The sequence below is a fragment of the Burkholderia sp. Ax-1720 genome, assembly GCF_011753035.1.
GTDB lineage: Bacteria > Pseudomonadota > Gammaproteobacteria > Burkholderiales > Burkholderiaceae > Burkholderia > Burkholderia gladioli.
Genome location: NZ_VWWK01000008.1, coordinates 60,114 through 84,037 on the forward strand (window position 1 = coordinate 60,114; position 23,924 = coordinate 84,037).

At 68.8% G+C, this 23,924-nt stretch carries 20 protein-coding genes; 8 read left to right on the forward strand and 12 right to left on the reverse strand.

Features of this window, described 5'->3' with window-relative positions; genetic code table 11:
• Positions 1 to 542: 542 nt before the first annotated feature.
• A complete protein-coding gene (locus F3J18_RS04625; RefSeq protein WP_166911620.1) occupies positions 543 to 2,705 on the forward strand; it encodes a TonB-dependent receptor in 2,163 nt (720 codons plus the stop codon).
• Between the two features lie 341 nt (positions 2,706 to 3,046).
• Positions 3,047 to 4,855 (forward strand): ABC transporter transmembrane domain-containing protein, encoded by a 1,809-nt coding sequence (locus F3J18_RS04630; protein ID WP_166911622.1) that lies wholly within the window; start codon positions 3,047 to 3,049, stop codon positions 4,853 to 4,855.
• Positions 4,856 to 4,882: 27 nt separating this feature from the next.
• On the opposite strand, the gene F3J18_RS04635 is transcribed toward F3J18_RS04630, so the two are convergent.
• From F3J18_RS04635 to F3J18_RS04655, 5 genes are all read right to left on the reverse strand, one after another.
• The gene (locus tag F3J18_RS04635; protein ID WP_025101585.1) at positions 4,883 to 5,818 is read right to left on the reverse strand and encodes an SMP-30/gluconolactonase/LRE family protein; all 936 of its coding nucleotides are present in this window, start codon (positions 5,816 to 5,818) and stop codon (positions 4,883 to 4,885) included.
• 8 nt (positions 5,819 to 5,826) lie between these two features.
• Positions 5,827 to 6,795 (reverse strand): ABC transporter permease, encoded by a 969-nt coding sequence (locus F3J18_RS04640; protein ID WP_166911624.1) that lies wholly within the window; start codon positions 6,793 to 6,795, stop codon positions 5,827 to 5,829.
• Entirely contained in the window at positions 6,792 to 7,724 is a 933-nt protein-coding gene (locus F3J18_RS04645; protein ID WP_025101587.1) for an ABC transporter permease, read from the reverse strand. The genes F3J18_RS04640 and F3J18_RS04645 overlap by 4 nt, the downstream gene beginning before the upstream one ends.
• Complete coding sequence (locus tag F3J18_RS04650; RefSeq protein WP_166911626.1) at positions 7,721 to 9,196, reverse strand: sugar ABC transporter ATP-binding protein; 1,476 nt, start codon at positions 9,194 to 9,196, stop codon at positions 7,721 to 7,723. The genes F3J18_RS04645 and F3J18_RS04650 overlap by 4 nt, the downstream gene beginning before the upstream one ends.
• A gap of 67 nt (positions 9,197 to 9,263) precedes the next feature.
• Positions 9,264 to 10,298 carry an ABC transporter substrate-binding protein gene (locus tag F3J18_RS04655; RefSeq protein ID WP_345791202.1) on the reverse strand — a complete coding sequence of 345 codons (1,035 nt, stop codon included), beginning with the start codon at positions 10,296 to 10,298 and terminating at the stop codon, positions 9,264 to 9,266.
• 485 nt (positions 10,299 to 10,783) lie between these two features.
• Here F3J18_RS04655 and F3J18_RS04660 point away from each other — a divergent pair, with 485 nt between their 5' ends.
• The gene (locus tag F3J18_RS04660; protein ID WP_166911628.1) at positions 10,784 to 12,043 is read left to right on the forward strand and encodes a divalent metal cation transporter; all 1,260 of its coding nucleotides are present in this window, start codon (positions 10,784 to 10,786) and stop codon (positions 12,041 to 12,043) included.
• A 48-nt stretch (positions 12,044 to 12,091) separates the two neighbouring features.
• On the opposite strand, the gene F3J18_RS04665 is transcribed toward F3J18_RS04660, so the two are convergent.
• The gene (locus F3J18_RS04665) at positions 12,092 to 13,024 is read right to left on the reverse strand and encodes a LysR family transcriptional regulator (protein ID WP_166911630.1); all 933 of its coding nucleotides are present in this window, start codon (positions 13,022 to 13,024) and stop codon (positions 12,092 to 12,094) included.
• A gap of 131 nt (positions 13,025 to 13,155) precedes the next feature.
• On the opposite strand from F3J18_RS04665, the gene F3J18_RS04670 reads away from it, so the two are divergent.
• Positions 13,156 to 13,431 (forward strand): DUF2798 domain-containing protein, encoded by a 276-nt coding sequence (locus F3J18_RS04670; RefSeq protein ID WP_166911632.1) that lies wholly within the window; start codon positions 13,156 to 13,158, stop codon positions 13,429 to 13,431.
• A 63-nt stretch (positions 13,432 to 13,494) separates the two neighbouring features.
• Here F3J18_RS04670 and mmsB read toward each other — a convergent pair whose 3' ends face one another.
• The 3 genes from mmsB to F3J18_RS04685 all read right to left on the reverse strand — a co-directional run bounded on the left by mmsB (position 13,495) and on the right by F3J18_RS04685 (position 17,323).
• On the reverse strand, positions 13,495 to 14,409 hold the full coding sequence (mmsB, locus tag F3J18_RS04675; protein WP_240156359.1) for a 3-hydroxyisobutyrate dehydrogenase: 915 nt from the start codon (positions 14,407 to 14,409) through the stop codon (positions 13,495 to 13,497).
• Positions 14,406 to 15,932, reverse strand: a complete 1,527-nt coding sequence (locus F3J18_RS04680) for a CoA-acylating methylmalonate-semialdehyde dehydrogenase (protein WP_166911636.1) — start codon at positions 15,930 to 15,932, stop codon at positions 14,406 to 14,408. The genes mmsB and F3J18_RS04680 overlap by 4 nt, the downstream gene beginning before the upstream one ends.
• A gap of 83 nt (positions 15,933 to 16,015) precedes the next feature.
• Positions 16,016 to 17,323, reverse strand: coding sequence for an MFS transporter (locus F3J18_RS04685; protein WP_025099613.1), 1,308 nt, complete (start codon positions 17,321 to 17,323; stop codon positions 16,016 to 16,018).
• A 122-nt stretch (positions 17,324 to 17,445) separates the two neighbouring features.
• Here F3J18_RS04685 and F3J18_RS04690 point away from each other — a divergent pair, with 122 nt between their 5' ends.
• Positions 17,446 to 18,396 carry a LysR family transcriptional regulator gene (locus tag F3J18_RS04690; protein ID WP_166911638.1) on the forward strand — a complete coding sequence of 317 codons (951 nt, stop codon included), beginning with the start codon at positions 17,446 to 17,448 and terminating at the stop codon, positions 18,394 to 18,396.
• A 7-nt stretch (positions 18,397 to 18,403) separates the two neighbouring features.
• Here the strand turns inward: F3J18_RS04690 and F3J18_RS04695 are convergent, their stop codons facing one another.
• Entirely contained in the window at positions 18,404 to 19,465 is a 1,062-nt protein-coding gene (locus tag F3J18_RS04695) for a nitronate monooxygenase (protein WP_166911640.1), read from the reverse strand.
• A 2-nt stretch (positions 19,466 to 19,467) separates the two neighbouring features.
• Positions 19,468 to 20,022, reverse strand: a complete 555-nt coding sequence (locus tag F3J18_RS04700; RefSeq protein ID WP_166911642.1) for a cytochrome b/b6 domain-containing protein — start codon at positions 20,020 to 20,022, stop codon at positions 19,468 to 19,470.
• 357 nt (positions 20,023 to 20,379) lie between these two features.
• Here F3J18_RS04700 and F3J18_RS04705 point away from each other — a divergent pair, with 357 nt between their 5' ends.
• From F3J18_RS04705 to F3J18_RS04715, 3 genes are all read left to right on the forward strand, one after another.
• Positions 20,380 to 20,856, forward strand: coding sequence for a hypothetical protein (locus F3J18_RS04705; RefSeq protein ID WP_025099617.1), 477 nt, complete (start codon positions 20,380 to 20,382; stop codon positions 20,854 to 20,856).
• Positions 20,857 to 20,919: 63 nt separating this feature from the next.
• The gene (locus F3J18_RS04710; protein WP_166911644.1) at positions 20,920 to 21,540 is read left to right on the forward strand and encodes a superoxide dismutase; all 621 of its coding nucleotides are present in this window, start codon (positions 20,920 to 20,922) and stop codon (positions 21,538 to 21,540) included.
• Positions 21,541 to 21,680: 140 nt separating this feature from the next.
• The gene (locus F3J18_RS04715; RefSeq protein WP_166911646.1) at positions 21,681 to 22,250 is read left to right on the forward strand and encodes a TetR/AcrR family transcriptional regulator; all 570 of its coding nucleotides are present in this window, start codon (positions 21,681 to 21,683) and stop codon (positions 22,248 to 22,250) included.
• Between the two features lie 16 nt (positions 22,251 to 22,266).
• Here F3J18_RS04715 and F3J18_RS04720 read toward each other — a convergent pair whose 3' ends face one another.
• Positions 22,267 to 23,919 carry an efflux transporter outer membrane subunit gene (locus F3J18_RS04720; RefSeq protein ID WP_240156358.1) on the reverse strand — a complete coding sequence of 551 codons (1,653 nt, stop codon included), beginning with the start codon at positions 23,917 to 23,919 and terminating at the stop codon, positions 22,267 to 22,269.
• Positions 23,920 to 23,924 lie beyond the last annotated feature (5 nt).

Genomic DNA, 23,924 nt, shown 5'->3' on the forward strand with positions numbered 1-23,924 from the left:
TTGCTCTCTCAACGTGTGCCAAAACTCCCGCGAAGCCGATACTTTAACGCACCGCCCAGAACAAACCGCCGCTGCAACCCGCATCCCAATTCGTGATCTTCTGCAGTGGCCTATCCTTTGCCGGCACGCGCCCACAAAGCGAATCGGCGAAAGCCTGGTCCTCTATGTCGACGAACGTCACCTCGACGGGCTCGTCGCGCAGTACGGCCACAACGGCCTCACGCCGGCAAGATAGGCGACCGAGTACCATCGCAGCATATCGGCGGTGACCTTGGCAGCAGACCCCAGCCGGCCGCTACCACGCCCTCTCATCGATCCGGTTTCATCCGAATCAATATTCGCCTTTCAAAACAGATGCGGATCGACTTCCGACATCCATCAATTTGAAAGAAAAAAACTTTCCAAATCGCCGCTGAAGCCCGCCGTTCCAAGCGCGAATATTATGTTTTTCATCTCGAATTGATACGTTATATCATCTCGATCCCGAACATTAAGAACTCGCTGCCGGTGCGCGCCGTGCCGCACACCAGTGCCCGCCATCCATGACCACACCGACTCCGATCTCGCGTGCCGTGCTGCTCGCTTTCCTTGCATTCGCCTCTCTCGATGCCAACGCGCAGAGCCCGACCGGCACCGTCGACAATGGCACGCCCGCGGACGCGGCAAACACGGCGCCGGCCACCGAGCAGAAACTCTCCGTCGTCAACGTGACGGCGAAGCGGCTCGACGATGCACGCAATGGCCTGCTACCGGAAACCGGCAGCAGCGTCTATCGCATCACGAGCGAGGACATCGATGCGATGCCGCAAGGCGCGGACACCCCGCTCAACCGCGTGCTGTTGCAGGCGCCGGGGGTGGCCAACGATTCATACGGACAACTGCACGTTCGCGGCGATCACGCGGACCTGCAGTACCGTATCAATGGCATCCTGATCCCTGAACCGATCAGTGGCTTCGGCCAGGCGCTCGACACACGCATCATCGACCACGTGAACCTGCTGACGGGCGCCCTGCCGGCTGAATACGGCTACCGCACCGCCGGCATCGTCGACATCCATACGAAATCGGGCGACGAGCTCGGCAATGGCGGGTCGATCGACGTGTTCGGCGGAAGCCACCAAACGCTGAAGACCAGCGCCGACGTGTACGGCACGAAGGGTGCTCTGAGCTATTACTTCACGGGCTCGCTGGGCGTGAACAATCTCGGCATCGAATCGCCCACCTCGTCATCCAGCCCGCTTCACGACCACACGCGCCAGGGCGATGCGTTCGGGTACCTGTCCTACGTGCTCACCCCACAAACGCGTTTGAGCCTGATGTTCGGCACCACCTCGAATCAGTTCGAGATTCCGAACACGCCCGGACTGACGCCCAATTTCTCGCTGGCAGGCAACTCGGGCTTCAATTCGGCCAACCTGAACGAAACGCAGTCCGAACTGAACAACTTCGCCGTGGTGGCCCTGCAAGGCACCAACGGCGCGGCGCTCGACTACCAGGTCGCATTCTTCACGCGCTACACACGCACCCAGTTCAACCCCGACCCGATCGGCGACTTGCTCTACAACGGGGTGGCCTCCCAGGATTTTCACAGTGACGTGGCCAACGGCATTCAGGCCGACACGACCTACCGCCTGAGCGATCACCATACGCTGCGCGCGGGCCTGTTCCTGCAGCAGGAGCACGCGCAGTTCCGCGACAATGTCTCGGTGTTCCCCGCCGACGACGACGGCAATCAAACCTCCGACGTACCCTTCTCCGTTGCCAACGCGAGCGGCAAGACCGGCTACCTGTATAGCGCGTACCTGCAGGACGAGTGGAAGATCAATTCGCGCCTGACGATCAACTACGGCGTGCGATACGACGGCATGGACCAGTACGTCACCGCCAACCAGTTGAGCCCGCGCATCGGCCTGGTGTTCAAGGTCGCCGATGGCACCACGCTGCACGCCGGGTATTCTCGCTACTTCACGCCCCCCTCGTTCGAACTCGTGTCGAGCTCGACGATCGGCAGCTACGCAGGCACCACCAATGCCAGCGCCGTCACACAAAACGACCCGGTGCAGCCGGAGCGCGACGATTATTTCGATCTTGGCGTGATCCAGCAGGTGGGTTCGGACCTCACGCTCGGTATCGACGGCTACTACAAGAAGGCCCACAACCTGCTGGACGAAGGACAGTTCGGCAGCGCGCTGATCTACACGCCGTTCAACTACGAGTACGGCCGCGTGTACGGACTCGAGCTCACGGCAAACTACAGGCATCGCAACCTGTCCGCCTATCTGAACGTGGCCTTGAGCCGTGCAATGGGCAAGAACGTCACGTCGGCGCAGTTCAATTTCGATCCCGACGAACTGGCTTACATCTCGAACCATTGGGTCAACCTCGATCACGACCAGCGTGTGACGATCTCGTTCGGCAGCGCCTATACATGGCACCAGACGACCTTTTCGTTCGACGGCATTGTCGGCAGCGGCCTGCGCGAGGGCTTCGCGAACACCGGCAAGCTGCCGTGGTACGAGCAAGTGGATCTGTCGGTGTTGCAGCGCATGAACCTGCCGTGGATCGGCAAGGTGGATGGACGTGTCGTGCTGGTCAATGCGTTCGGCGATTCGTATGCGTTGCGCGACGGGTCGGGCATCGGGGTCTTCGCGCCGCAGTACGGCCCGTACCGTGCCGTCTACGCAGGCTTCACCAAGTACTTCTGACGCGACAAGCCGGCCGTTTCGATGCGGCGGCATTCCTTGCGATTGTTCCGGGACGCAAGCTTCCCGGATCCGGTCCCATGCGAGCGGCGCTCGGCGTGATCGAGCGGGCTCGCTGACTCCAGCGCAGCCACCCGGCTGACCTGTCCTCAGGGCAGCGGTGCTGCTCCCGCCACGTCACGGGCCGTTGCGGCCCGCCTCCCCCCGCGGATCAGTTCGACCCTGTCGACGCTCGGCATGGCCAGGTCCGATTCGTTCGACCGACCGATTTAAGCGCTATGCTGTCACGCCGCCAGGAGCGCCGCCGCGCCCCGGCGCTTGATCCATGCCCCCCAGGACCTTCCATGCCGGACACCGCTCCCCGCGCCGCTCGCATCACCCCGCTGCTGGCCCTGCTCCCCTTCCTGCGCCCCTACGCGGGACGCTGGGCGCTGGCCTTCCTGGCCCTGGTGACCTCGGCCGGCGCGACGCTGGGGCTGCCGGTGGCGTTCCGCTACCTGATCGACCGCGGCTTCGCGAGCGGCGAGCGCGTGCATATCGACCGCTACTTCATCGCGCTGTTCGTGGTCTCGCTGATCCTCGCCGCCGCCACCGCCCTGCGCTTCTACTGGGTCTCCTGGCTCGGCGAGCGCGTCACGGCCGACCTGCGCCGCGCCGTGTACGACCACGTGATGCGCATGAGCCCGCAGTTCTTCGAGACCACCCAGACCGGCGAGGTGCTGTCGCGCCTCACCACCGACACCACCCTGATCCAGGCGGTAGTCGGCAGCAGCCTCTCGCTCGGCCTGCGCAACCTGCTGCTGGCGGTCGGCGGGGTGGCGATGCTGGTCACCACCAGCCCGGTGCTGTCGGCCTACATCATCGCCACCCTGGTCGTGGTGGTGGTGCCGATCGTCACCTTCGGGCGGCGCGTGCGCAAGCTCTCGCGCGCCAGCCAGGACAAGGTGGCCAATGCCAGCGCGCTGGCCGGCGAGGTACTCAACGCGATGCCGACGGTGCAGTCCTACACGCAGGAGGTCCACGAGGCGCAGCGCTTCGGCGCGGCGGTGGAGAGCGCCTTCGATACCGCGCTCACGCGGATCCGGGCGCGCGCCTCGCTGACCGCCGTGGTGATCGTGTTCGTGTTCGCCGCCATCGTGTTCGTGCTGTGGCTCGGCGCGCAGGCGGTGCTGGCCGGGCGCATGACGGCCGGCCAGCTCTCGCAGTTCATCCTCTATGCCGTGTTCACGGCCGGCGCGGTGGGTGCCATCGCCGAGGTATGGGGCGACCTGCAGCGCGCCGCCGGCGCCACCGAGCGGCTGCTGCAGTTGCTGGCGGCGCGCTCGCCGGTCGAGCAGGCGGCCGAGACGACGGCGCTGCCCGCGCGCGGCGCCGGCATCCGCTTCGACGCGATCGGCTTCTCCTATCCCTCGCGGCCGGGCACGACCACGCTGGCCGACTTCACGCTCGAGGTGCGTCCCGGCGAGCATGTCGCGCTGGTCGGGCCGTCGGGCGCGGGCAAGACCACCCTGTTCCAGTTGCTGCTGCGCTTCTACGATCCGCAGTCGGGCCGCATCCTGATCAACGGCGTGCCGACCAGCCAGGTGCCGCTGGTCGACTTGCGCCGGGCGATCGGCATCGTGCTGCAGGAATCGGTGATCTTCTCCGGCAGCGTGCTCGACAACATCCGCTACGGCCGGCCCGACGCGAGCCTGGCCGAGGTGCAGCGCGCCGCCGGCATGGCTGCCGCCGCCGGCTTCATCGAGCAGTTGCCGGAAGGCTATGACACCTTCCTCGGCGAGCGCGGCGTGCGCCTGTCCGGCGGGCAGCGCCAGCGCATCGCGATCGCGCGCGCGATCCTCAAGGATCCGCCGATCCTGCTGCTGGACGAGGCCACCAGCGCGCTCGACGCGGCCAGCGAGCGCCTGGTCCAGACCGCGCTGGACAACGCCGCGCAGAATCGCACCACCCTGGTGATCGCGCATCGGCTCGCCACGGTCCAGCAGGCCGACCGGATCGTGGTGCTCGACCACGGCCGCATCGTCGCCCAGGGCCGGCATGCCGAGCTGCTCCAGCACTCGCCGCTCTACGCGCAACTGGCGGCGCTGCAGTTCGGCGCGACGCCGCTGGACGAGAACCGCGAGCCGCCGCCGGCCGACACGGCGCCCGCGTGAATCCGCGGCGCCAACGCGCCCGGCGATTCAGGGCGTCTGGATCCCCCGCGCATTGACGCGGATCCGGTACAGCGAACTCGAGGCCGCGATGAACATCTCGTCGCGGTTCACGCCGCCGAAGGTCAGGTTGGCGACCTTCTCCGGCACCGGGATCAAGGCCAGCTTCGTACCATCCGGATGAAACACCTGGATGCCGATCGCGCTGCTGGTGAACACCCAGCCCCGGCTGTCCAGGCGGAAGCCGTCGGCGAGCCCCTCGCCCTCGGCGATGGTGGCGAAGATGCGCGGCCTGACCAGCGAGCGCCCGTTCACCACCTCGAACACGCGGATGTTGTGGAAGCCCTTGTCCTCGTAGGGAACCATCGAGGTGTCCGATACGTAGAGCAGCGACTCGTCCGGCGAGAAGGCCAGCCCGTTCGGGCAGATCAGCAGGTCGGTCATCACGTCGAGGGTGCCGTCGCGCGGATCGAAGCGGAACACGTAGCGGCCCGGCAGCTCCTGCTCGGCCTGGTGGCCCTCGTAGTCGGACAGGATGCCGTAGGGCGGATCGCTGAACCAGATGGTGCCGTCGCGCTTGACCACCACGTCGTTGGGCGAATTGAGGCGGCGGCCGTGATAGTTGTCCACCACGATCTCGTCGTGCGTCTCGCTCAGGTCGCGCCCGAAGCGCGTGCGCACCAGCGCGCGCTGGCCATGCGAGCAATGCAGCAGGCTGCCGTCGGCCTCGCGGAAATGGCCGTTGGTGTATTCGACCTGGTCGCGCCACACGCTCGCGCCCGTCTCGGGATGCCAGCGCATCATGCGGTTGTTGGGGATGTCGCTCCACAGCACCGAGCCGTCCTCGTGCATCCAGACCGCGCCCTCGGACCAGATGCAGCCGCTGGCCAGTTGCTCCAGCTCGGCGCCCGGCGCGAGCAGCTCGCGCGCACGTTCGTCGTAGATCTCAATGACTTCCTGTTTCATCGGCTTTCCTAGAGAGATTTGCGTTTTTCGGTCAGGGCCACCACCGCCACGATGATGATGCCGGTCAGCACGGTGCGCAGCCCGGCGCTGGCGCCGGCCGAATTCAGCAGCGCGACCAGCAGGAACATGAACAGCGCCGCGCCCCACACGCCGCCCAGCGAGGCGCGTCCGCCCGACACCGAGGTGCCGCCGATCACCACCACCGCCACCGTCAGCAGCAGGTACTCGTTGCCCTGGTCCAGCGAATTGCCGCCCGAGAAGGTCGCGATCAGGCAGCCGGTCAGCCCGGCCAGCGCGCCGCAGATCACGTAGGTCAGCCAGACGTGGAAATCGGTCCTGACGCCGGCCAGCCGCGCGGCATTGGTGTTCTGGCCGAGCGCGGCGAGCGCGCGGCCGTACAGCGTGCGCGTGAGCAGCAGCCAGGCCAGCAGCGTGAGCGCGATCGCGAAGATCGAGAACAGCGGCAGCCAGCCGATGCGCACCACCATCATCTGCGCCAGCAGCGCGGGCGGCGGCGTGCGCACGCCGCGCCCGTAGGCGATCGCGCAGGACAGCACGATCAGCGCGCTCGACAGCGTGGCGATGATGGGCGGAATCCGCAGGAAGCGGATCAGCACGAAGTTGAAGCCGCCCACCACCGCCCCCGACAGCAGCGCCACCGCGATGCCCGGCACGATCATGCCGTTGGCGCCGTTCATCACGCTCATCGACAGCGCCCCCGACAGCGCGATCACCGAGGGAATCGACAGGTCGATGTTGCCGGGGCCGCTGGTGATCACCAGCATCTGCCCCAGCGAGACCAGCACGGTGAAGGTCGAGAAGCTCAGCGCGGTGCTCAGCAGCGGGCCCAGGCTCGGGCCGCCCTTGCCGGCGTTGAACAGGGCGGTGGCGACCAGCACCAGCGCGGTGGCGATCCAGGCGCTGAGCCAGTGCCGGCCGCCCGGCGCGCGCGCCATCTTGCGTTGCACGGTATTCATGCCGGCCTCCCCGGGCGCGCGACCACGGTGCGCAGGCTCAGGGCGACGATCAGGATCACGCCCTGCATCGCCACCTGCCAGTCCGACGACACCTCGTAGAAGTTCAGGAACGAGGTGGCCAGGGTCATGCTGAGCGCGCCGAACACGCTGCCCAGCGCGAACACCTTGCCGCCGACGAATTCCCCGCCACCCAGGATCACGCCGGCGATCGAGATCAGCGTGAAGCCGGAAGCCTGGTTGGCGTCCGCCGAGGTGGTCTGGCCCAGCATCAGCAGGCCGGCGACGATGCCGAACAGGCCCGCCAGCGCATACACGCCCATCCGGATCGCCAGCGCCGAATGACCGCTGCGCTGGATCACGCGCGGATTGCCGCCGAGGCCGCGCACGATGGTGCCGAACACGCTGACGTTGAAGATGAAATAAGCGATCAGCGCGCCGACGATGGCTACCAGCACCGGCAGCGGAATCAGCGGCGAATGCCAGGACAGCAGGTCGACCAGGGCCTGGGGCGCCTCGCCGCCGGGGCTGGGCACCAGCAGCAGCGCGCAGCCGAGCCAGACGAAGGACATGCCGAGCGTCACCACGATCGCCGACAGCCGGCGCAGCTCGATCAGCGCGCCGCACAGCGCGTAGGCGGCGATCGCCAGCAGGTAGAGCAGGATCGCGAGCCAGGGCGAGGACGGCAGCACGATCGCGCCGATCGCCGCGTTCATCGACACGAAGGGGCCGATCGACAGGTCCAGGTCGCCGATCGAGATGAACATCATCTGCGCGAGCGTGGCGAAGATCAGCGGGATCGCCGAGCCCAGCAGCAGGGTCAGCCCCATGTAGGACAGCGACATCGGCTGGTTCCTGACGATCAGCGCCAGCAGCACCACGAAGGTCAGGGCCGACAGCAGCCGCGACGCGGGAAAGTGAATGCGTTTCATGCGGCCGCCTTGAAGGAAAGACGCAGCACCTCGGCCTCGCTCAGCTCGTCGGCCGAGATCTCGCCGACGATTTCGCCCTCGTTCATCACGTAGATGCGGTCGCAGTGGTACAGCTCCTCGAACTCGGTGGTGTACCAGAGGAAGGTGCGCCCCTCGTCGGCCTGCGCGCGGACGATGCCGTAGACCTCGTGCTTGGTGCCGATGTCGACGCCGCGCATCGGGTCGTCCATCAGGATCACCGAGGCGTCGGTGCCGAGCGCGCGCGCGAACAGGATCTTCTGCTGGTTGCCGCCCGACAGCGAGTCGATCGGCAGGCTCGTGTCGGGCGTCTTCACCTTCAGCGTGTTCACCCACCGCGCCACGCGCCGCTCCTCCTCGCGAAACGAGATCAGGCCGCCGCGCACGCAGTCGCCGAGCCAGGACAGGCTCATGTTGCGCGCGATCGACCACAGCCCGAACACGCCGTCGCCCTGCCGGTCGCCGGCCACGAAGGCCGTGCGCGCCTGCCGCCGGTTGCCCTGCCGGTCGGCGCGGCCTTCGCGCAGCGCGTGGATCAGCTTGAGCAGGCGTGTCTGGCCGTGCCCGGCCAGGCCGGCGAGGCCCACCACCTCGCCCTCGAAGGCCTCCAGCGCGGCGCCGCGTTCGCCGAGCCGCGCCTTGATGCGCGGCACGCCCGAGGCGGCCGCCGCGCGGCTCGCGCGGGCGCCGCGCTCGACATGCCCGAGCTCGTGCCCCATCGCCGCGACCAGCCGCTCCACGCTGGTGTCGGCGGTCGCGCTCTCGTAGACGAGCCTGCCCTCGCGCATCACCACCACGCGATCGCTGCGCTCCATCACCTCGTGCATCTTGTGCGAGATCAGGATGCAGATGCCGCCGCCCTGCACGAAGCTGCGCAGGTAGTCGAGCAGTTGCGTGGCCGAGTATTCGTCGAGCGAGGAGGTCGGCTCGTCGAGGATCACCAGCCTGAGCGGGTAGTCGCCCGGCGTGAAGGCCATCGCGATCTCCACCATCTGGCGCTTGGTGATCGGCAGCGATTCGATCAACTGGCCGGGCGCGAGACCATGGCGCGGGAAGATCCGGTCGAGCGTCTCGATCAACTGCCGGCCGGCGGCCACGCGCCAGCGCAGGCCCTTGCTGCGTGCCGCGCGCAGGCGCATGTTCTCGGCCAGGCTCAGGTTCGGGCACAGCGACAGCTCCTGGAACACGCAGCGGATGCCGTGCCGCATCGCCTCGTGGGTGTTCCATTGCGCTCCGATCTGCTGGCCGTCCACGTACAGCGTGCCCGCGTCGTTGCGGAACACGCCGGCCAGGATGTTCATCAGGGTCGACTTGCCGGCGCCGTTGTGCCCCATCACCCCGACGCACTCGCCGGGATGGAACGACAGCGTGGCGGCATCGAGCGCGCGCACCACGCCGAAGGTCTTTCCCAATGCCTCGGTGCGGATGAATGCCGTTTGCGCAAGGGAAACCATGCGTTCTCCATTCGCTGGACCGGCGCCGCGCGCGGCGCGCGCCGGCCGATCCTCGGTCGCGGACCGATCAGTTGGCGGCGTGCTGCCTGACGTAGTCGAGCACTTCCTGGCGCGTGAAGGTCTGGTCGTAGACGCCGCCCTTGGGCGTGGCCGCCAGCGATTTCTCCAGGTCGCCCTGCGAGACCACCGCGATCGGCAGGCTCACTTCCTTGGGCAGCTTGTTGCCGGCCAGCAGTTGCTGCGCGTACCAGAACGCGAAGGTCGCCACGCCCGGCACGATCGAGGCCGACTGCGTCTCGTAGCCGTTCTTGTCGTGCTCGCTCTTCCAGAGCGCCAGTTCGTCGTAGCGATTGCCCATGTAGATCACCGGCAGCTTGCGCCCCGCGTCGAGGAAAGCGCGCGCGGTGCCGGCGCCGTCGCCGCCCTGGGTGGTGACGGCCACCACCTCGGGCAGGGTCGGCAGCAGCCCGGCCACCGCCTTCTGCGCGACGGTCTGCGTGTAGTCGCCGTTGACCGAGCCCACCACCTTGAATTCAGGGTATTGCTTGAGGCCGTCCGTGACGCCTTCGTGGATCTGGTTGTCCACCACGAAGCCGGCCAGCCCGCGCACCTCGAGCAGGTTGCCCTTGAGCTTGCGATTGTGGAAGTAGTCGAGCTCCATGCGGCCCATGCGCTTGAAGTCGATGCTGATGCGATAGGCGCAGGGCTCGGTGACGGTGCCGTCGAACGAGACCACCACGATGCCGGCGCTGCAGGCCTGGCGGACCGCGCCGTTGACGGCGCTCGGCGAGGCCGCGTCGATCACGATCGCCTGGTAGCCCTGGAGGATCAGGTTGCGGATCTGCTGGGATTGCTCGGTGGCCTGGTTCTGCACCGTGGTGAAGCTCGGCGCGGCCGCCACCAGTTTGTCGGCCACTGCCTGCTTGCTGACCTTGTCCCAATCCTGCAGCATCTGCTGGCGCCACGAATTGCTCGCGAACGAGTTCGAGAAGGCGATCTTCATGCTGCCGGTCGGCTTGCTCTGGGCCAGCGCCGCGCCACCGAACAGCATTGCGCCCGCGCCGAACAGGCAGGCGACCCATCGAGTCCTGTTGATTCCCATCGTCCGTCTCCGATATGTCGGGAAACGTGCGCGGGCCCGATTCGATGCCCGCTCGTTTCCGCTTTGCTTGCGTTTCAGAACATGTTCAGCATCGCTCGTCATCGCCGGCCGACGAAGTCGGGTCGACATGACGATCATGGACAGGAAGGTCGTTTGCCGCTGTCTCCACCATTTGCCCTTCCTGTCACGGCCATTCACCGTGGGGCATCGCATCCGGCAGGCTTGCAATCGAATCCGCCTTCACGCGGATTCGATTGGACATCAACCGAGAATTAATCGGTTACCGGTATCCGATTCGGGTGAGCCGAATGTAGCATGGGGTCAATGTGCGGACAAGACGGGATTTGCATGGCGCCTGGAGAATCTTTCCGAAAGGTCGAAAGCCGGTGGGCGCAAGCTTTCGGACTGCTATGGACAGCACGCGGGATGCGGCTGTTGTCCGAGCTTGCCCGCGTCGCGGCGCTTCGCTCGGGGAGCGCGTCGCGATGATCGCGGACGCCGATCGACGCGACGAGACGGAACGGTCCGGCCCGGTGTCAGGCGCGGGCGAAAGCGGCCGGCGATGGCACGCGGCCACCGCCTGGGGCCCCGGCCTGCTGGCCGCGATCGCCGATACCGACGCGGGCAACATCGTCGTCGCCGCGCAATGCGGCATGCAATGGGGCTACCGGCTGCTGCCCGTGGTGCTGCTGTCGATCCCGGTGCTCCATGTCGTGCAGGAACTCGCGGCGCGGCTCGGCATCGCCACCGGCCACGGCCCTTGCGGGCTGATCGGCAAACACTTCGGGCGCGGCTGGGCGATCCTGGCAGCCGCCATGCTGGCGCTGGTCACCGCCGCCACGCTGATCACCGAGCTGACGGCCGTGGCCGGCATCGGCGAGATCCATGGCGTGGCGCGAGGGATCAGCGTGGCCATGGCCGCTGCCCTGATGACGCTGCTGGTGCTGTCGCGATCCTGGCGGCGCGTGGAGCGAATCGCCCTGGCGATCGGCTCGCTCGAGCTGGCGTTCTTCTACCTGGCCTGGCACAGCCATCCCGCGCTGGGCACGCTGGCCCGGCAGGCGATCGACTGGCATCCGGCCGGCCCCGGATTCGGCTGGGCGGCGGTGGCGCTGCTCGGCGCGATCTTCAGCCCGTCGATGCTCTTCTATCAACAATCGGCGATGAAGGGACGGTTCCGGCGCTGGGACGCCCTGCGCCAGCAGCGCCGGGAAACCCTCGTCGGCGCGGTGCTGACGCAATCGCTGACCGGCGCGGTGCTGGTGGCCAGCGCGGCCGTCGCGCAAGGCACGGGCGGCATTCGCCCGCTCGATTCGATCGCCGACATCAGCGCGATGCTGGCCTCGGCGCTGGGCCCGGTCGTCGGGCAGGCGGTGTTCGGCGCGGGCGTGCTGGCTGCCTCGATGGTGGCCGCGATCGTCGCCTCGCTGGCGATGCTGTCCGGTACCCGGGAATGTTTTGGACTCCACGGCAAACCGCGCAGCCCGGCGCCGGTCGCGCTGTACCTGGCCTGCCTCGCGGCCTGCGCCTGGTTCGTATGGCGTGCTCCCGATCTCGTCTCGCTGACGATGGACATCCAGGTCGCGACGGCCCTGACGCTGCCCCTGATCTTCGCCGTCCTCGCCCGGCTGGCGGTGACCGCCCTGCCGCCCGCGCTGCGCCTGTCGTGGCCGAGACGACTCGTGATCCTGACGATCCCCGCCCTGACCTGCCTGCTGGCCGTCATGGCCTGCCTGGCGCCCTGAGGCCGCGCATCGGCACGGCCCGCGTGCCGCGAACCCGATGCGGGTCGATCAGCGACGCCCCGGCGCGTGCTCCGCCAGCTCAGCCTCCACGAAATCGACGAAGGCCCGCACCTTGGCATTGAGCGCGGCGCGCTCGGCCACGCAGGCATAGATCTCCATCGGCTCGGATTCGGCCCAGGCGCGGCTGCGCGAGCGCGCCTCGAACAAGGGCAGCAGCTTGCCGGCGTCGATCAGCGGCTGCGCGACGAAGCTGGCGAGCCGCGCGATACCGCCGCCGCTGACGGCGATCTGCGCGAGCATGTCGATGTCGTCGCAGATGAAGGCCGGGTTCACGGTCGCCTCGAAACGCCGCCCGTCGCGCACGAAGCCCCATGGCAGGAAACGTCCGTCGGTCGGGTAGCGCAGCACCAGGCAGGCGTGTTCCTCGAGATCCTCGGGCGCGGCCGGCACGCCGGCGCGCGCCAGGTAGGCGGGCGAGGCGCAGAACACGAAGGGACGCGAGGCGATGCGCCGGGCCACCAGTCGCTCGTCGAGCTGCGCGGCGATCCGCAGGCTGAGATCGATGCCTTCGAGCCGGTGATCGATACGGCGGTCGGTGCTGATCAGCTCGACCGCGATGCGCGGATAGGCGGCCTGGAAGGCCGGCATCAGCGGCGCCAGCAGGTGGCGCCCGAAGGCGGCCGTGGTCGCCACGCAAAGCGGGCCGCGCGGCGCCAGCGCCTCGGTGGCCGCCGCCTGCGCCAGGTCGAGATCGCGCGGGATATGGCGGACCTTCTCGTAGTAGTGCGTGCCGCTTTCGGTCAGCGCCATGCTGCGCGTGGTGCGCGAGAGCAGGCGCACGCCGAGGTGGGCCTCGAGGCGCGCCAGGTTCTGGCTCACGGCCGCCGCGCTCATGCCGAGCGCGCGCGCCGCCGCCGCGATGCTGCCGTTCTCCACCACGCGGATGTAGCAATGGATCAGGCCGAGGAGATTGATCGCCATGCGCTTGTCGTTCCGGGAATCGATTCGTAATTTTCTCTTACGGATGAATCCGCTACAAGCCGGCTAGTGGCGCTGCCGCGCGCTTGCTACGCTGGCGCTTCCCTGAAACCCGACACGACGAGACCGCTTCGATGATTCCCGGCACGACTCCCGACATCGCACCCAAGACCTATCGTTTCCGCTTCCCCCGCCGTTCCACGCCCTACGTGTTCGCGCTCTACATGGCGACCATCATGGCCTTCCTGATGTGCCTGGTGATCACCTTCGCCGAATTCGGCCTGGACGCGCATTACATGGAAAACGTGAAGAATGCCTATCGGGTGGCGATGCCCTCGGCCTTCGTCTGCGTGCTGATCGTGAGGCCGCTGGTGGCGCGGCTGGTGGGCTGGACCGTGCATCCGCATTGAGGCGCGGCGCCGGCGCGGGCCGCGATGGTTTGCACGCCATCGCGGCCACCGCGACGCTCCCCCTCAGGCCTTGCCGCGATAGAGCCCGATGATCGAGGAGAAGTCCAACCCACCCGAGCCCGAGGCGCTATGCGCCTGGTACAACTGCTGCGCGAGCGAGCCGAGAAAGGCCGGCTGCCGCACCGACTTCGCGGCATCGGTGGCGAGCCCCAGGTCCTTCAGCATCAGGTCGGTGCCGAAACCGCCGGCATAAGCGCGCGAGGCCGGCGCCGTCTCCACCACGCCCGGGAACGGGTTGTAGGTGTCCGAGCTCCAGCAGCGCCCGGTCGAACGATCGACGATGCCGGCCAGCACCTTCGGATCGATGCCGAGCGCCTCGCCCAGCGCCATCGCCTCCGAGACGCCCGCCATGCTGATGCCGAGGATCAGGTTGTTGCAGATCTTCGCCACCTGCCCCATCGACACGCCGCCGCAATCGATGATGTTGCGGCCCATCGCCGCCAGCAGCGGCTTCAAGGCCTCGAACTGCGCCCCTTGCGCGCCGACCATGAAGGTCAGCGTGCCGGCCGCCGCGCCGCCCGTGCCGCCCGATACCGGCGCGTCGACGAAGCGGTTGCCGCGCGCCTCGGCCGCCTGCGCCATGGCCTTGACGGTGGCCGGGTCGATCGTGCTGCAGTCGACGATCGTCACGCCCGGCGCGATGCCGGCCAGCACCCCGTCCTCGGCGCCGATCACGTGCCGCACGTGGGCCGCCGCCGGCAGCATGGTGATCACGCATTCGACGTCGCCGGCCGCTTCGCGGGGCGAGCCCGCGGCGCGCGCGCCGGCATCGACCAGCGCCTGGACCGCCGCCGCGTCGAGGTCGAACACGCGCAGCGCGTGCCCGGCCTTCAGCAGGTTGCGCGCCATCGGCGCGCCCATGTTGCCGAGCCCGATGAATCCGATCTTCATGATGTGCCTTCCTCGTGCCGGGCTCAGCGCAGGCTGATGGTGGTGTTGACGCCGTCGTTGACGGTGGCGTCGTCGAACCAGCGCGCGGTGACGGTCTTGGTCTGCGTGTAGAACTGCACCACCTGCTTGCCGTAGGGGCCGAGGTCACCGAGCTTGGAGCCGCGCGAGCCGGTAAAGCTGAAGTACGGCACCGGCACCGGGATCGGGATGTTGATGCCGACCTGGCCGATGTCGATCTCGCTCTGGAACTTGCGCGCCGCCGCCCCGCTCTGCGTGAACAGGCCCACGCCGTTGCCGAACGGATTGGCGTTGACCAGGGCGATGGCCTCGTCGAGCGTGTCGACCGCGATCACCGCCAGCACCGGCCCGAAGATCTCCTCGGTATAGATGCGCATGTCGGTCTTCACGTCGGCGAACAGCGTCGGCCCGATGAAGTTGCCGGCCTCGTAGCCCGGCACCTTCACGTCGCGGCCGTCGAGCAGCAGGCTCGCGCCCTCGCTCAGGCCGGATTCGATCAGCTCCAGAATGCGCGCCTTGGCCGCCTTCGAGACCACCGGCCCGACATCGGTGCCGGCCTCGTGCCCGGCATTCACCTTCAGCGTGCGCGCCTTGGCGGCCAGGTCGTGCACCCAGTCGCGCGCCGCGCCCACCAGCACCACCACCGAGGTGGCCATGCAGCGCTGGCCGGCCGCGCCGAAGCCGGCGCCCACCAGCGCGTTGAGGGTCTGCTCGCGATTCGCGTCGGGCAGCACCACCGCGTGGTTCTTGGCGCCCATCATCGACTGCGCGCGCTTGCCGTGCTCGCTGGCGAGCCGGTAGACGTGCGTGCCCACGCCGGTCGAGCCGACGAAGGACACCGCCTTCACGTGCCGGTGCGTGCAGAGCGCATCGACCGCCTGCTTGCCGCCGTGCACCACGTTGAGCACGCCCTTGGGCACGCCGGCCTCGATCGCCAGCCGGACCAGCTCCATGGTCGACAGCGGATCCTGCTCGGAGGGCTTCAGCACGAAGGTGTTGCCGCAGACGATCGCCATCGGGAACATCCACAGCGGGATCATGGCCGGGAAGTTGAACGGCGTAATGCCGGCGCATACGCCGATCGGCTGGCGCAGCGTGTAGGTGTCGACGCTGCCGGCCACGTTCTCGGCGAACTCGCCCAGTTGCAGCGTGCCGATCGAGCAGGCGTGCTCGACCACCTCGAGACCGCGGAAGATGTCGCCCTCGGCATCGGGCAGGGTCTTGCCCTGCTCGGCCGTCAGCACCTTCGCGATGCGCGGCATGTGCTCGCGCACCAGCGCCTGGAAGCGCAGCATCACGCGCACGCGGGCGCCCAGCGGCGTGTTCTTCCAGCTCGCGAAGGCCGCCTGCGCGGCCTCGATCGCCGCGTCGATCTCCTCGGCCGTGGCGAAGGGCACGCGCGCCAGCACCTGCTGGGTGGCCGGGTTGACGATATCGCGCCATTGCGTGCTGCGCGATTCGACGAACTCGCCGTCGATCAGCAGGGGCACGGTCTGCACGGCTGCTACGGGTTCCTGAATGACTGCGTTCATGCTCGACTCTCTCGGGTTGTCGGCGCGTCGGTTCGCGCCGGATGAGGGTTGTGCCGGGCCGGTATGCGCCAGCCGCGGCACGCTTATTCCTTGCCGTCGCGCAGGCAGGCGGCGCAGGCCAGCGCGATCACGCCCAGCGCGATCATGTAGGCCACCACGTAGCGCGGGTCGCCCGCGCCCATCGCCAGCAGCGCGGTGGCGATCATCGGCGCGATGCCGCCGCCGAGCACGCCGGCGGCCTGCACGGACACCGAAATACCGCTGTAGCGCACCTGCGGCGGGAACTGCGCGGCGAAGAACTGCGATTCGGGCGCGTAGAGGATCGGGAACACCACGCCGACGCCGAGCACCATCGCCCACCAGACCGTCACCGCGTGGCGCGTTTCCAGCATCAGGAAGAACGGCGCCGAGAACAGGCACATCAGCACAAGGCCGATCATGAACAGGCGCTTCTGCCCGACGAAATCGCTGACATAGCCGGCCAGCGGCATGGTGACGATCGACAGCGCCGCGCCGGCCGTGATCGCGTGCAGGATCTGCGGCTTGGGAATCGCCAGCTGGTTGGCGGCATAGGACAGCGCGAAGGCCACCACCAGGTAGAACCAGGTGTTCTCGGCGGTGCGCGCGCCGATGATCGCCAGCAGCGCGCGCGGATGGCGCGCGATCACCGTGACCACCGGCGACTTCACGCGCGCGTCGTCCTGCTTGAGCCGCTCGAAATCGGGCGACTCGGGCACCCGCGCGCGGATGTACCAGCCCACCACCAGCAGCACGAAGCTGGCCAGGAAGGGCACGCGCCAGCCCCAGGACAGCAGTGCCGGCTCGGGCAGGGTCGCGACCACCGCCATCGCGCTGGACGAGAGGATCAGGCCGAAGCCCACGCCGGTCTGCGGCAGGCTGCCGAACAGGCCCTTCTTGCCCGGCGGCGCGTGCTCGACCGCCATCAGCGCCGCCCCGCCCCACTCGCCGCCCACCGCCATGCCCTGGATGAAGCGCATCGCCACCAGCAGCCCCGCCGCCCAGTAGCCGATGCTCTGGAACGAGGGGATCAGGCCGATCGCCATGCTGGGGATGCCCATCATCAGCAGGGTGGCCATCAGCATCGACTTGCGGCCGATGCGGTCGCCGAAATGCCCGAACACGATGCCGCCCATCGGTCGGCCGATGAAGCCCACGCCGTAGGTGGCGAAGGCGGCCATGGTGCCGAGCAGCGGGTCCAGCGTCGGGAAGAAGATCTTGTTGAACACCAGCGCGGCGGCGGTGCCGTAGAGGAAGAAGTCGTACCACTCGATGGTGGTACCCGCCATGCTGGCCCAGCCAGCCACGACGTAGTCCTTCGCGGTCCGGCGCGTGGCCGGTGGCGCCGCGACGGCGCTCGAATGCAGGTCCATGGTGTCTCCGGTCTTTTGTCCAATCAGGGGAATCCCTATTGGGCGTCGCGCTTGGCGGCGACGTCCGGCCGAGTATAGTTCTTTGATTTTCCACACGAAATAACGCTAAAAGCCCATCCGTTATGCAAAAATCCACAAGCGAAATGCGTCGGATCAATTGGGACGACCTGCGCTATTTCCTGGCGGTGGCGCGGCTGCAGACGGCCAGCGGCGCGGCCAGGCGGCTCGGCGTCGATCACACCACGGTGGCGCGCCGCGTGCGCGAGCTGGAAGCGTCGCTGGAGGCGGTGCTGTTCGAGAAGTCGCGCGCGGGGGGCTTCGTGCTGACCTCGGAAGGCCAGCGCCTGCTGGCCTATGCCGACGAGATCGAGACTGCCGTGCAGTCGGCCAGCGAGCAGTTCAAGGGCGGCGCGAACCTGCTCTCGGGGCATGTGCGGATCGGCTCGACCGAGGGTTTCGGCTCCTTCTTCCTGGCGCCGCAACTGGCCCACTTCGCGCGCGCGCATCCGGAGATCTCGATCGACCTGCTGCCGGTGCCGCACTTCGTCAGCCTGTCCAAGCGCGAGGCCGACATCGCGATCCTGCTGGAGCGGCCCGAGCGCGGCCAGTACGTGCACACCAAGCTGTGCGACTACCGGCTCCAGCTCTACGGCACGCGCGACTACCTGCGGCGCCACCCGGTCTCGCCGCGGCTGGCCGAGCTGCGCGAGCACGCCTTCCTCAACTACGTCACCGACCTGGTGTTCAGCCCCGAGCTGCTCTACCTGGAGCGGACCATCCCGGGCGCCGGGGCCAACCTGTCGACCACCAGCATCGTCGCGCAATACCACGCGGCCCTGCAGGGCACGGCACTGGCGATCCTGCCCTGCTTCATGGCCGCGACCGACGAGCGGCTGGTGCCGGTGTTCCCCGGCGAGGTGGCGATCACGCGCCACTTCTGGCTGTGCTGCCGCGAGGACATCCGCAACCTGCGGCGCATCTCGGCGCTGTGGGACTTCCTGCGCGAGTCGGCCGTGCTGAACCGCGAGTTCCTGCTCGGGGAGGCGCCGGCGATGCGCTTCGCGACGCTGTGAGCGGCCTTCAGCGGGTTGTGTGTGCCATCGGTCGGCTCGGCTGATGCAAGGCGGGCGCCATCGCATCGGCTGAGGCCACCGACGTCGCCGAAGCCATTGACTTCGCCTCGACGGCGGCCGCCGCCATCGCCTCGCGCGTCATCGACAGGCCCGCCACCAGCTCCGCCATGCGCTCGGCCGCCGACACCACGCCGTGGATCTTGCCGACGCCCTGCCCCGCATAGAGCGACAGCTTCTCGGCCATGCGCGGCTTGTCGATCGCGCGCGCGCCGCCGCCCATGAAACGCAGCAGGTTCCAGCGGTCGCGATTCGGGATCACGCGATGCGGCGTGCCGTATTTCCATCCGTAGGAGTAACCGGTGCGGTACTCGGTATCGTCGACGCCGGCCTCGACGATCTTCTGCCGGTACAGCGGATGCGCGTTCGATTCGTGGGTCGCCACGAAGGCCGTGCCGACCAGCACGCCGGCGGCGCCGAGATCCATCGCGGTACGCACGTCCTCGCGCGTGACGATGCCGCCGGCGGCCAGTACCGGCCGGCCGCCGGCGATCTCGACGATGGCCGGCAGCAGCGACAGCAGGCCGACCGTGCCGCGGTTGAGATGGCCGCCGCTCTCGCTGCCCTGCGCCACCAGGATGTCGGCGCCGTGCCGGATCGCCAGGCGCGCCAGCGCGACGGTGCCGACCTGCACCATCACCAGCATGCCGGCCGCCTTGGCGCGCTCGATCATGGCGGGATGGTCCTCGGCGTAGAACAGCGAGAGCAGGCGCGGCCGCTCCTCGAGCAGCACGCGGAACTGCGCCTCGAACACCTCGGGGCCGCCGAACGAGGGCACCAGGTTGACGCCGAACGGCGCGTCGCTCAGCGCGCGCGTCTCGCGGATCCACTGGCGCAGCAGGCGCGGCGGCAGGCGCAGGCCGCCCAGCGTGCCCATCCCGCCCGCCTTGGCCACCGCGGCCACCAGCGCGGGCCCGGAGATCGCCGCCATGCCAGCCAGGAACACCGGATGGGACACGCCGCAGAGATCGGCCAGGCGCGGGCCGGGAAGATTGGCTTCGAACGGAATCATGATCAGAGCTCCACGTGTTTGCCGAGCATGCGGCGCAAGGCGTCGTTGCGCAGTACGAAGTGATTCTTGAGGGCGCCGAACACATGCAGGGCCAGGCCGGCGAAAAAGGCGGTGGCCCCGATCATCAGCAGCCAGTCGAGCACCGCGTGGACGCCCGCGCTGGCGGCGAACGGCAGCGGCAGGGCCCAGCCGCCCGGCAGGACGCTCGCCTCGCCCGCCGCCGCGCGCGTCAGCCAGAGCGCGAGCGGCAGCAGCACCATCGCCAGCGCGAGCGCCACCGCCACGCCGCGGCTGGCGATCAGCTCGACCGGATTCGGCGTGCCCACCGGCAGCGGATGCCAGGCACCGAGGCGCTGCCGCAGACGGTAGATCGACACCAGGAACAGCAGCAGGCCGAGCAGGTTCTGCCAGCGCGCGAGTTCGCCCTGCAGCGACGCGTCGATGGCTTGCCAGCGCGCCAGGCCGAGCAGCACGATCGCCAGCAGCAGCGCGACGACCAGCCAGTGCAGGACCAGGGTGATGGGTGAAAAGGCGAGGCCGTTGTCGCGAATCTGCATGTGCGTCTCCTGAGGGGATGACGATGCCGGCACACGGCCGGCGCGCTCGGATGCGAGGCTCGGCGCCGCGGCGGGGGATCTCGTCTCCATGCTCGTCTGCGTTCGATGCGGAAGGGAATCTCACGGTCCGACGCGGGCGCGGCCACGGTGGCAGGACACGCCGATGGCATCGGTATCCAGACGATAGGTCGATCGCGCTGCCGCTACAAACGATCGTTTCTGATAGCGGCAATCGAATCTGGAGATAGCGCGCGGCCGGGCGCCACCCCACCCGTCATGGGGTTTTTCCACTTTTCAAATAAAAATAATTATCATTTGCATCTACGAACGAAAACGCCACCTGGCGAGGAGAGCGCCATGCAGACCACCATCGTCGAAGCCGAACCGTCCCGCCCCGACCACGACGCGCTGGCGCGCTGGCGCCGCTCGATCACCTGGGGCAACCGCGCCTTCGACGAGCGCGACTATCCGACCGCGATCGCCCATTACGACGCGGCGGTCTCGACGGCCGAATCGATGTACGGCCGCCTCGACGACGCCGAGGCCGGCACGGCCGCCTGGGTGGTGGCCCATCACAACCTCGCGGATACCTACGAGCGGCTGGGGCGCGACTGCGACCAATGCCGCCATCTGTGCGCCGCGCATGCGCGCCTGTGCGACACCATGAACCGCGGCGGCCTGCCGATCCGCTGGCAAGCCGCCGCCCAGCGGCATTGCCGCCGCACCTATGCCGAGCTCACCCATTTCGCGGCGCGCCATCCCGATGACGAGGCCGCCCGCGAAGCCTGCCAGCTCGGCGCGGCCGGCGCCATCCAGGGGCTGCCGCGCCAATGACCTTCCCGCGGCGCGCCGTGCGCGGCCGCGCCGCCGTCCCGCATCCATCCAACGGAGCCTTCGATGCCCTACGCCCTGCCCCCGCTGCCCTATGCCTATGACGCGCTCGAGCCGCATATCGACGCGCAGACCATGGAGATCCACTACACCCGGCATCACCAGACCTACGTGAACAACGTCAACGCCGCGCTGGAAGGCGCGGGCCTGCCCTTCCCGCCGGTCGAGGAACTGGTCGCCGGCATCGAATCGCTGCCCGAGGCGGTGCGCGGCGCGGTGCGCAACAACGGCGGCGGCCATGCCAACCACAGCCTGTTCTGGAGCGTGATGACGCCCGGCGGCGGCGGCCAGCCGCAAGGCCGGCTCGGCACCGCGATCGACGCCGACCTGGGCAGTTTCGACTCGTTCAAGGACGCCTTCACCAAGGCCGCGCTGACGCGCTTCGGCAGCGGCTGGGCCTGGCTCAGCGTGACCCCGCAGCAGAAGCTGGTGGTGGAGAGCAGCGGCAACCAGGACAGCCCGCTGATGCACGGCAATACGCCGATCCTCGGCCTCGACGTCTGGGAGCACGCCTACTACCTGAAGTACCAGAACCGCCGGCCGGAATACATCGCGGCCTTCTACCAGGTGATCAACTGGCCCGAGGTCGCGCGCCGCCACGAAGCGGCGCTGGCCGCGCTGGGCTGATCACGCGCCGCTGGCGCCTGGTACCTGGCACCCGGCGCCGGTGCGCGCCGCCGCGCTCCGGTTCGCGACCGGGACGCGGCGCTTGCCATGCCTGGCTGGATGTTGTATGTAATCCAAATCATCCAGACAGCATCGCGCCCATGAGAAAGTCCAGACAGGAAGCGGCCGAAACCCGCCAGCGCATCGTCGAGGCCGCCTCGCGGCGGTTTCGCGAGAACGGCATCGAGAACACCGCGCTGGCCGACCTGATGGCCGAGGCCGGCCTCACCCACGGCGGCTTCTACAAGCACTTCGCCTCGAAGGACCAGGTGGTGGTGGAGTCGCTGCAACTGGCCACCGAGAACGCCCGCAACACCATGTCGGCCACCCTGGAGGGCGCGCCCGGCAAGCGCGGCGTGAACGCCACCATCGACAGCTACCTGTCCAGGACGCATCTGGGCAATGCCTGCGACGACTGCGCCTTCGTCTCGCTGGCCAGCGAGCTCGCGCGCGGCAGCGAGGAAGTGCGCGAGGCCACCTCGGCCGGGGTGGTCGCGCTGATCGAGCTGTTCGCGCGCCACCTCACCGACCTGACGCCGGCCGCGGCCCGCAAGCGAGCCTCGGTGATCGTCTCGACCATGATCGGCGCGCTGACGGTCGCGCGCCTCGTCAACGACGAGGCGCTCGCGACATCGGTGCTGCGGGAGGCGCGCAAGGCGCTCCAGCAGTAGGCAGGCCGCCGGCCGTTCAGCCGGCCGGCTTCGCGGCCGGGGCCAGCGCGTTGGTCGACACCGGCGCCAGCTTCGCGGCCGGCGGCAACGAGGCCGCGGCAGCCGCCGACGCGGCAGCCGGCGATGCCGCCGTGCTCGCCGCCCCGGCAGCCCCCGTCGCCCATCCCCCGCCCAGGGCACGGAACACCGACACGGCCGCCCGCGCCGAATCGGCACGCGTGGCGTCGAGATCGTCGCGTGCGCCAAGCAGTTGCCGGTCGGCGTCGAGCACGTCGGTCAACGTGATCGCGCCGGCCTTGTAGGCCCGCTCCGACAGATCCCGCGCCCGCGTGAGCGACTTCACCTCGGCATCGAGCTCGGCCTGCCGCAACTGCGTCTGGCTCAGCGCCACGAAGGCGTTCTCGACATCCTCGGCGGCCTTCAGCACGGTCTGCCGATAACTGGCCAGCGCCTCGGCATTCGCGCCGCGCGCCGAGGCCACCTCGGCGTCCACCTTGCCGAAATCGAACAGCCGCCAGCGCAGCCCGGCCGTCACGCCCGGCTGGAACGCGCGCGCCGTGAACAACTGCCCCGCGCTGATGCTGTCGAAGCCGAGCAGGCCCGAGATCGACAGCTTCGGGTAGTAGTCCGACAGCGCCGCGCCGATGCGCTCGTTGGAAGCCGCCAGGCGTCGCTCGGCCGCGATCACGTCGGGGCGACGGCGCAGCACGTCGGTGGGCGTGGCGCTCGCGTCCACCGAGGGAATCCCCGGGATCTCGCCGGGCAGCGCCAACTGGCTCGCATAGGTGCCCGGCTGCGCGCCCATCAGGATGTCGAGCCGGTTCAACTGCGCGACCAGGTTGGTCTGCAAGGTCGGCACCAGCGCGCGGGCCTGCCGCAGCAAGGCATCGGCCTGCGCGATCTCGCGCTCGTCGGCGGCCCCCGCGCGACGGCGCGCCTTCACCAGTTCGAGCAGGTGCGCATCGGTCTGCACCTGGTCGTTGGCGACCGCAAGCCGGGCCTGGTAGCCACGCACCTGCAGGTAGGCATCGGCCGCGTCGGCGGCCACCGTCACGCGCGTGCCGAGCCGATCCGCCTCGGCCGCCTGTGCCTCGTTGGCGGCCGCGGCCGCGTTGCGGCGCAGCCCGCCCGCGAGATCGATCTCCCAGCTCGCCGCCGCGCCCAGCGTGTATTCGCGCTGGTTGCGGTCGTAGCCGGGGAAGGCCTTGGCCAGCGAGCCGGTCGGGCTCAGCTCGCTCTGGTGCTGCTCGCTGGCCGAGCCGTCCAGGTCGAAGGTCGGCAGCAGCGCGGCGCCGGCCGCCGAGGCGGCGGCGCGCGCCTGACGAACCCGCGCGAAGGCGGCAGCCAGGTCGAGGTTCTGCGCCAGCGCGCGATCGACGATCGACACCAGCATCGGATCCTGGAATCCGGTCCACCAGGTATCGAGCGAGGGCGCCGGTGCGGCGGCCGCGCCCGGCGCTTGCGACGCCGCCGATGTCGAAGCCGGCACGTGCTGGAACGGCGCCAACTCGGCCGCGGGCGGCTTGTAGTCGGGGCCGACCGCGCAGCCGGCCAGCGCGAACACGAAGGCGCAGGCCGCGGCGAGTGCCGGGAAACTGGCCGAAAGACGGGCCGGAAGGCGCGCGACGCCGACGCTCGTGCGTGCGCCCGCCTCGGCGGAGGATGTCATCGACT

Excerpts from the sequence above, each read along its gene's own strand:
- F3J18_RS04625 (WP_166911620.1), top strand. The coding sequence starts at position 543 with ATGACCACACCGACTCCGATCTCGCGTGCCGTGCTGCTCGCTTTCCTT.
- F3J18_RS04630 (WP_166911622.1), top strand. The coding sequence starts at position 3,047 with ATGCCGGACACCGCTCCCCGCGCCGCTCGCATCACCCCGCTGCTGGCC.
- F3J18_RS04635 (WP_025101585.1), bottom strand. The coding sequence starts at position 5,818 with ATGAAACAGGAAGTCATTGAGATCTACGACGAACGTGCGCGCGAGCTG.
- F3J18_RS04640 (WP_166911624.1), bottom strand. The coding sequence starts at position 6,795 with ATGAATACCGTGCAACGCAAGATGGCGCGCGCGCCGGGCGGCCGGCAC.
- F3J18_RS04645 (WP_025101587.1), bottom strand. The coding sequence starts at position 7,724 with ATGAAACGCATTCACTTTCCCGCGTCGCGGCTGCTGTCGGCCCTGACC.
- F3J18_RS04650 (WP_166911626.1), bottom strand. The coding sequence starts at position 9,196 with ATGGTTTCCCTTGCGCAAACGGCATTCATCCGCACCGAGGCATTGGGA.
- F3J18_RS04655 (WP_345791202.1), bottom strand. The coding sequence starts at position 10,298 with ATGGGAATCAACAGGACTCGATGGGTCGCCTGCCTGTTCGGCGCGGGC.
- F3J18_RS04660 (WP_166911628.1), top strand. The coding sequence starts at position 10,784 with ATGATCGCGGACGCCGATCGACGCGACGAGACGGAACGGTCCGGCCCG.
- F3J18_RS04665 (WP_166911630.1), bottom strand. The coding sequence starts at position 13,024 with ATGGCGATCAATCTCCTCGGCCTGATCCATTGCTACATCCGCGTGGTG.
- F3J18_RS04670 (WP_166911632.1), top strand. The coding sequence starts at position 13,156 with ATGATTCCCGGCACGACTCCCGACATCGCACCCAAGACCTATCGTTTC.
- F3J18_RS04680 (WP_166911636.1), bottom strand. The coding sequence starts at position 15,932 with ATGAACGCAGTCATTCAGGAACCCGTAGCAGCCGTGCAGACCGTGCCC.
- F3J18_RS04685 (WP_025099613.1), bottom strand. The coding sequence starts at position 17,323 with ATGGACCTGCATTCGAGCGCCGTCGCGGCGCCACCGGCCACGCGCCGG.
- F3J18_RS04690 (WP_166911638.1), top strand. The coding sequence starts at position 17,446 with ATGCAAAAATCCACAAGCGAAATGCGTCGGATCAATTGGGACGACCTG.
- F3J18_RS04695 (WP_166911640.1), bottom strand. The coding sequence starts at position 19,465 with ATGATTCCGTTCGAAGCCAATCTTCCCGGCCCGCGCCTGGCCGATCTC.
- F3J18_RS04700 (WP_166911642.1), bottom strand. The coding sequence starts at position 20,022 with ATGCAGATTCGCGACAACGGCCTCGCCTTTTCACCCATCACCCTGGTC.
- F3J18_RS04705 (WP_025099617.1), top strand. The coding sequence starts at position 20,380 with ATGCAGACCACCATCGTCGAAGCCGAACCGTCCCGCCCCGACCACGAC.
- F3J18_RS04710 (WP_166911644.1), top strand. The coding sequence starts at position 20,920 with ATGCCCTACGCCCTGCCCCCGCTGCCCTATGCCTATGACGCGCTCGAG.
- F3J18_RS04715 (WP_166911646.1), top strand. The coding sequence starts at position 21,681 with ATGAGAAAGTCCAGACAGGAAGCGGCCGAAACCCGCCAGCGCATCGTC.
- F3J18_RS04720 (WP_240156358.1), bottom strand. The coding sequence starts at position 23,919 with ATGACATCCTCCGCCGAGGCGGGCGCACGCACGAGCGTCGGCGTCGCG.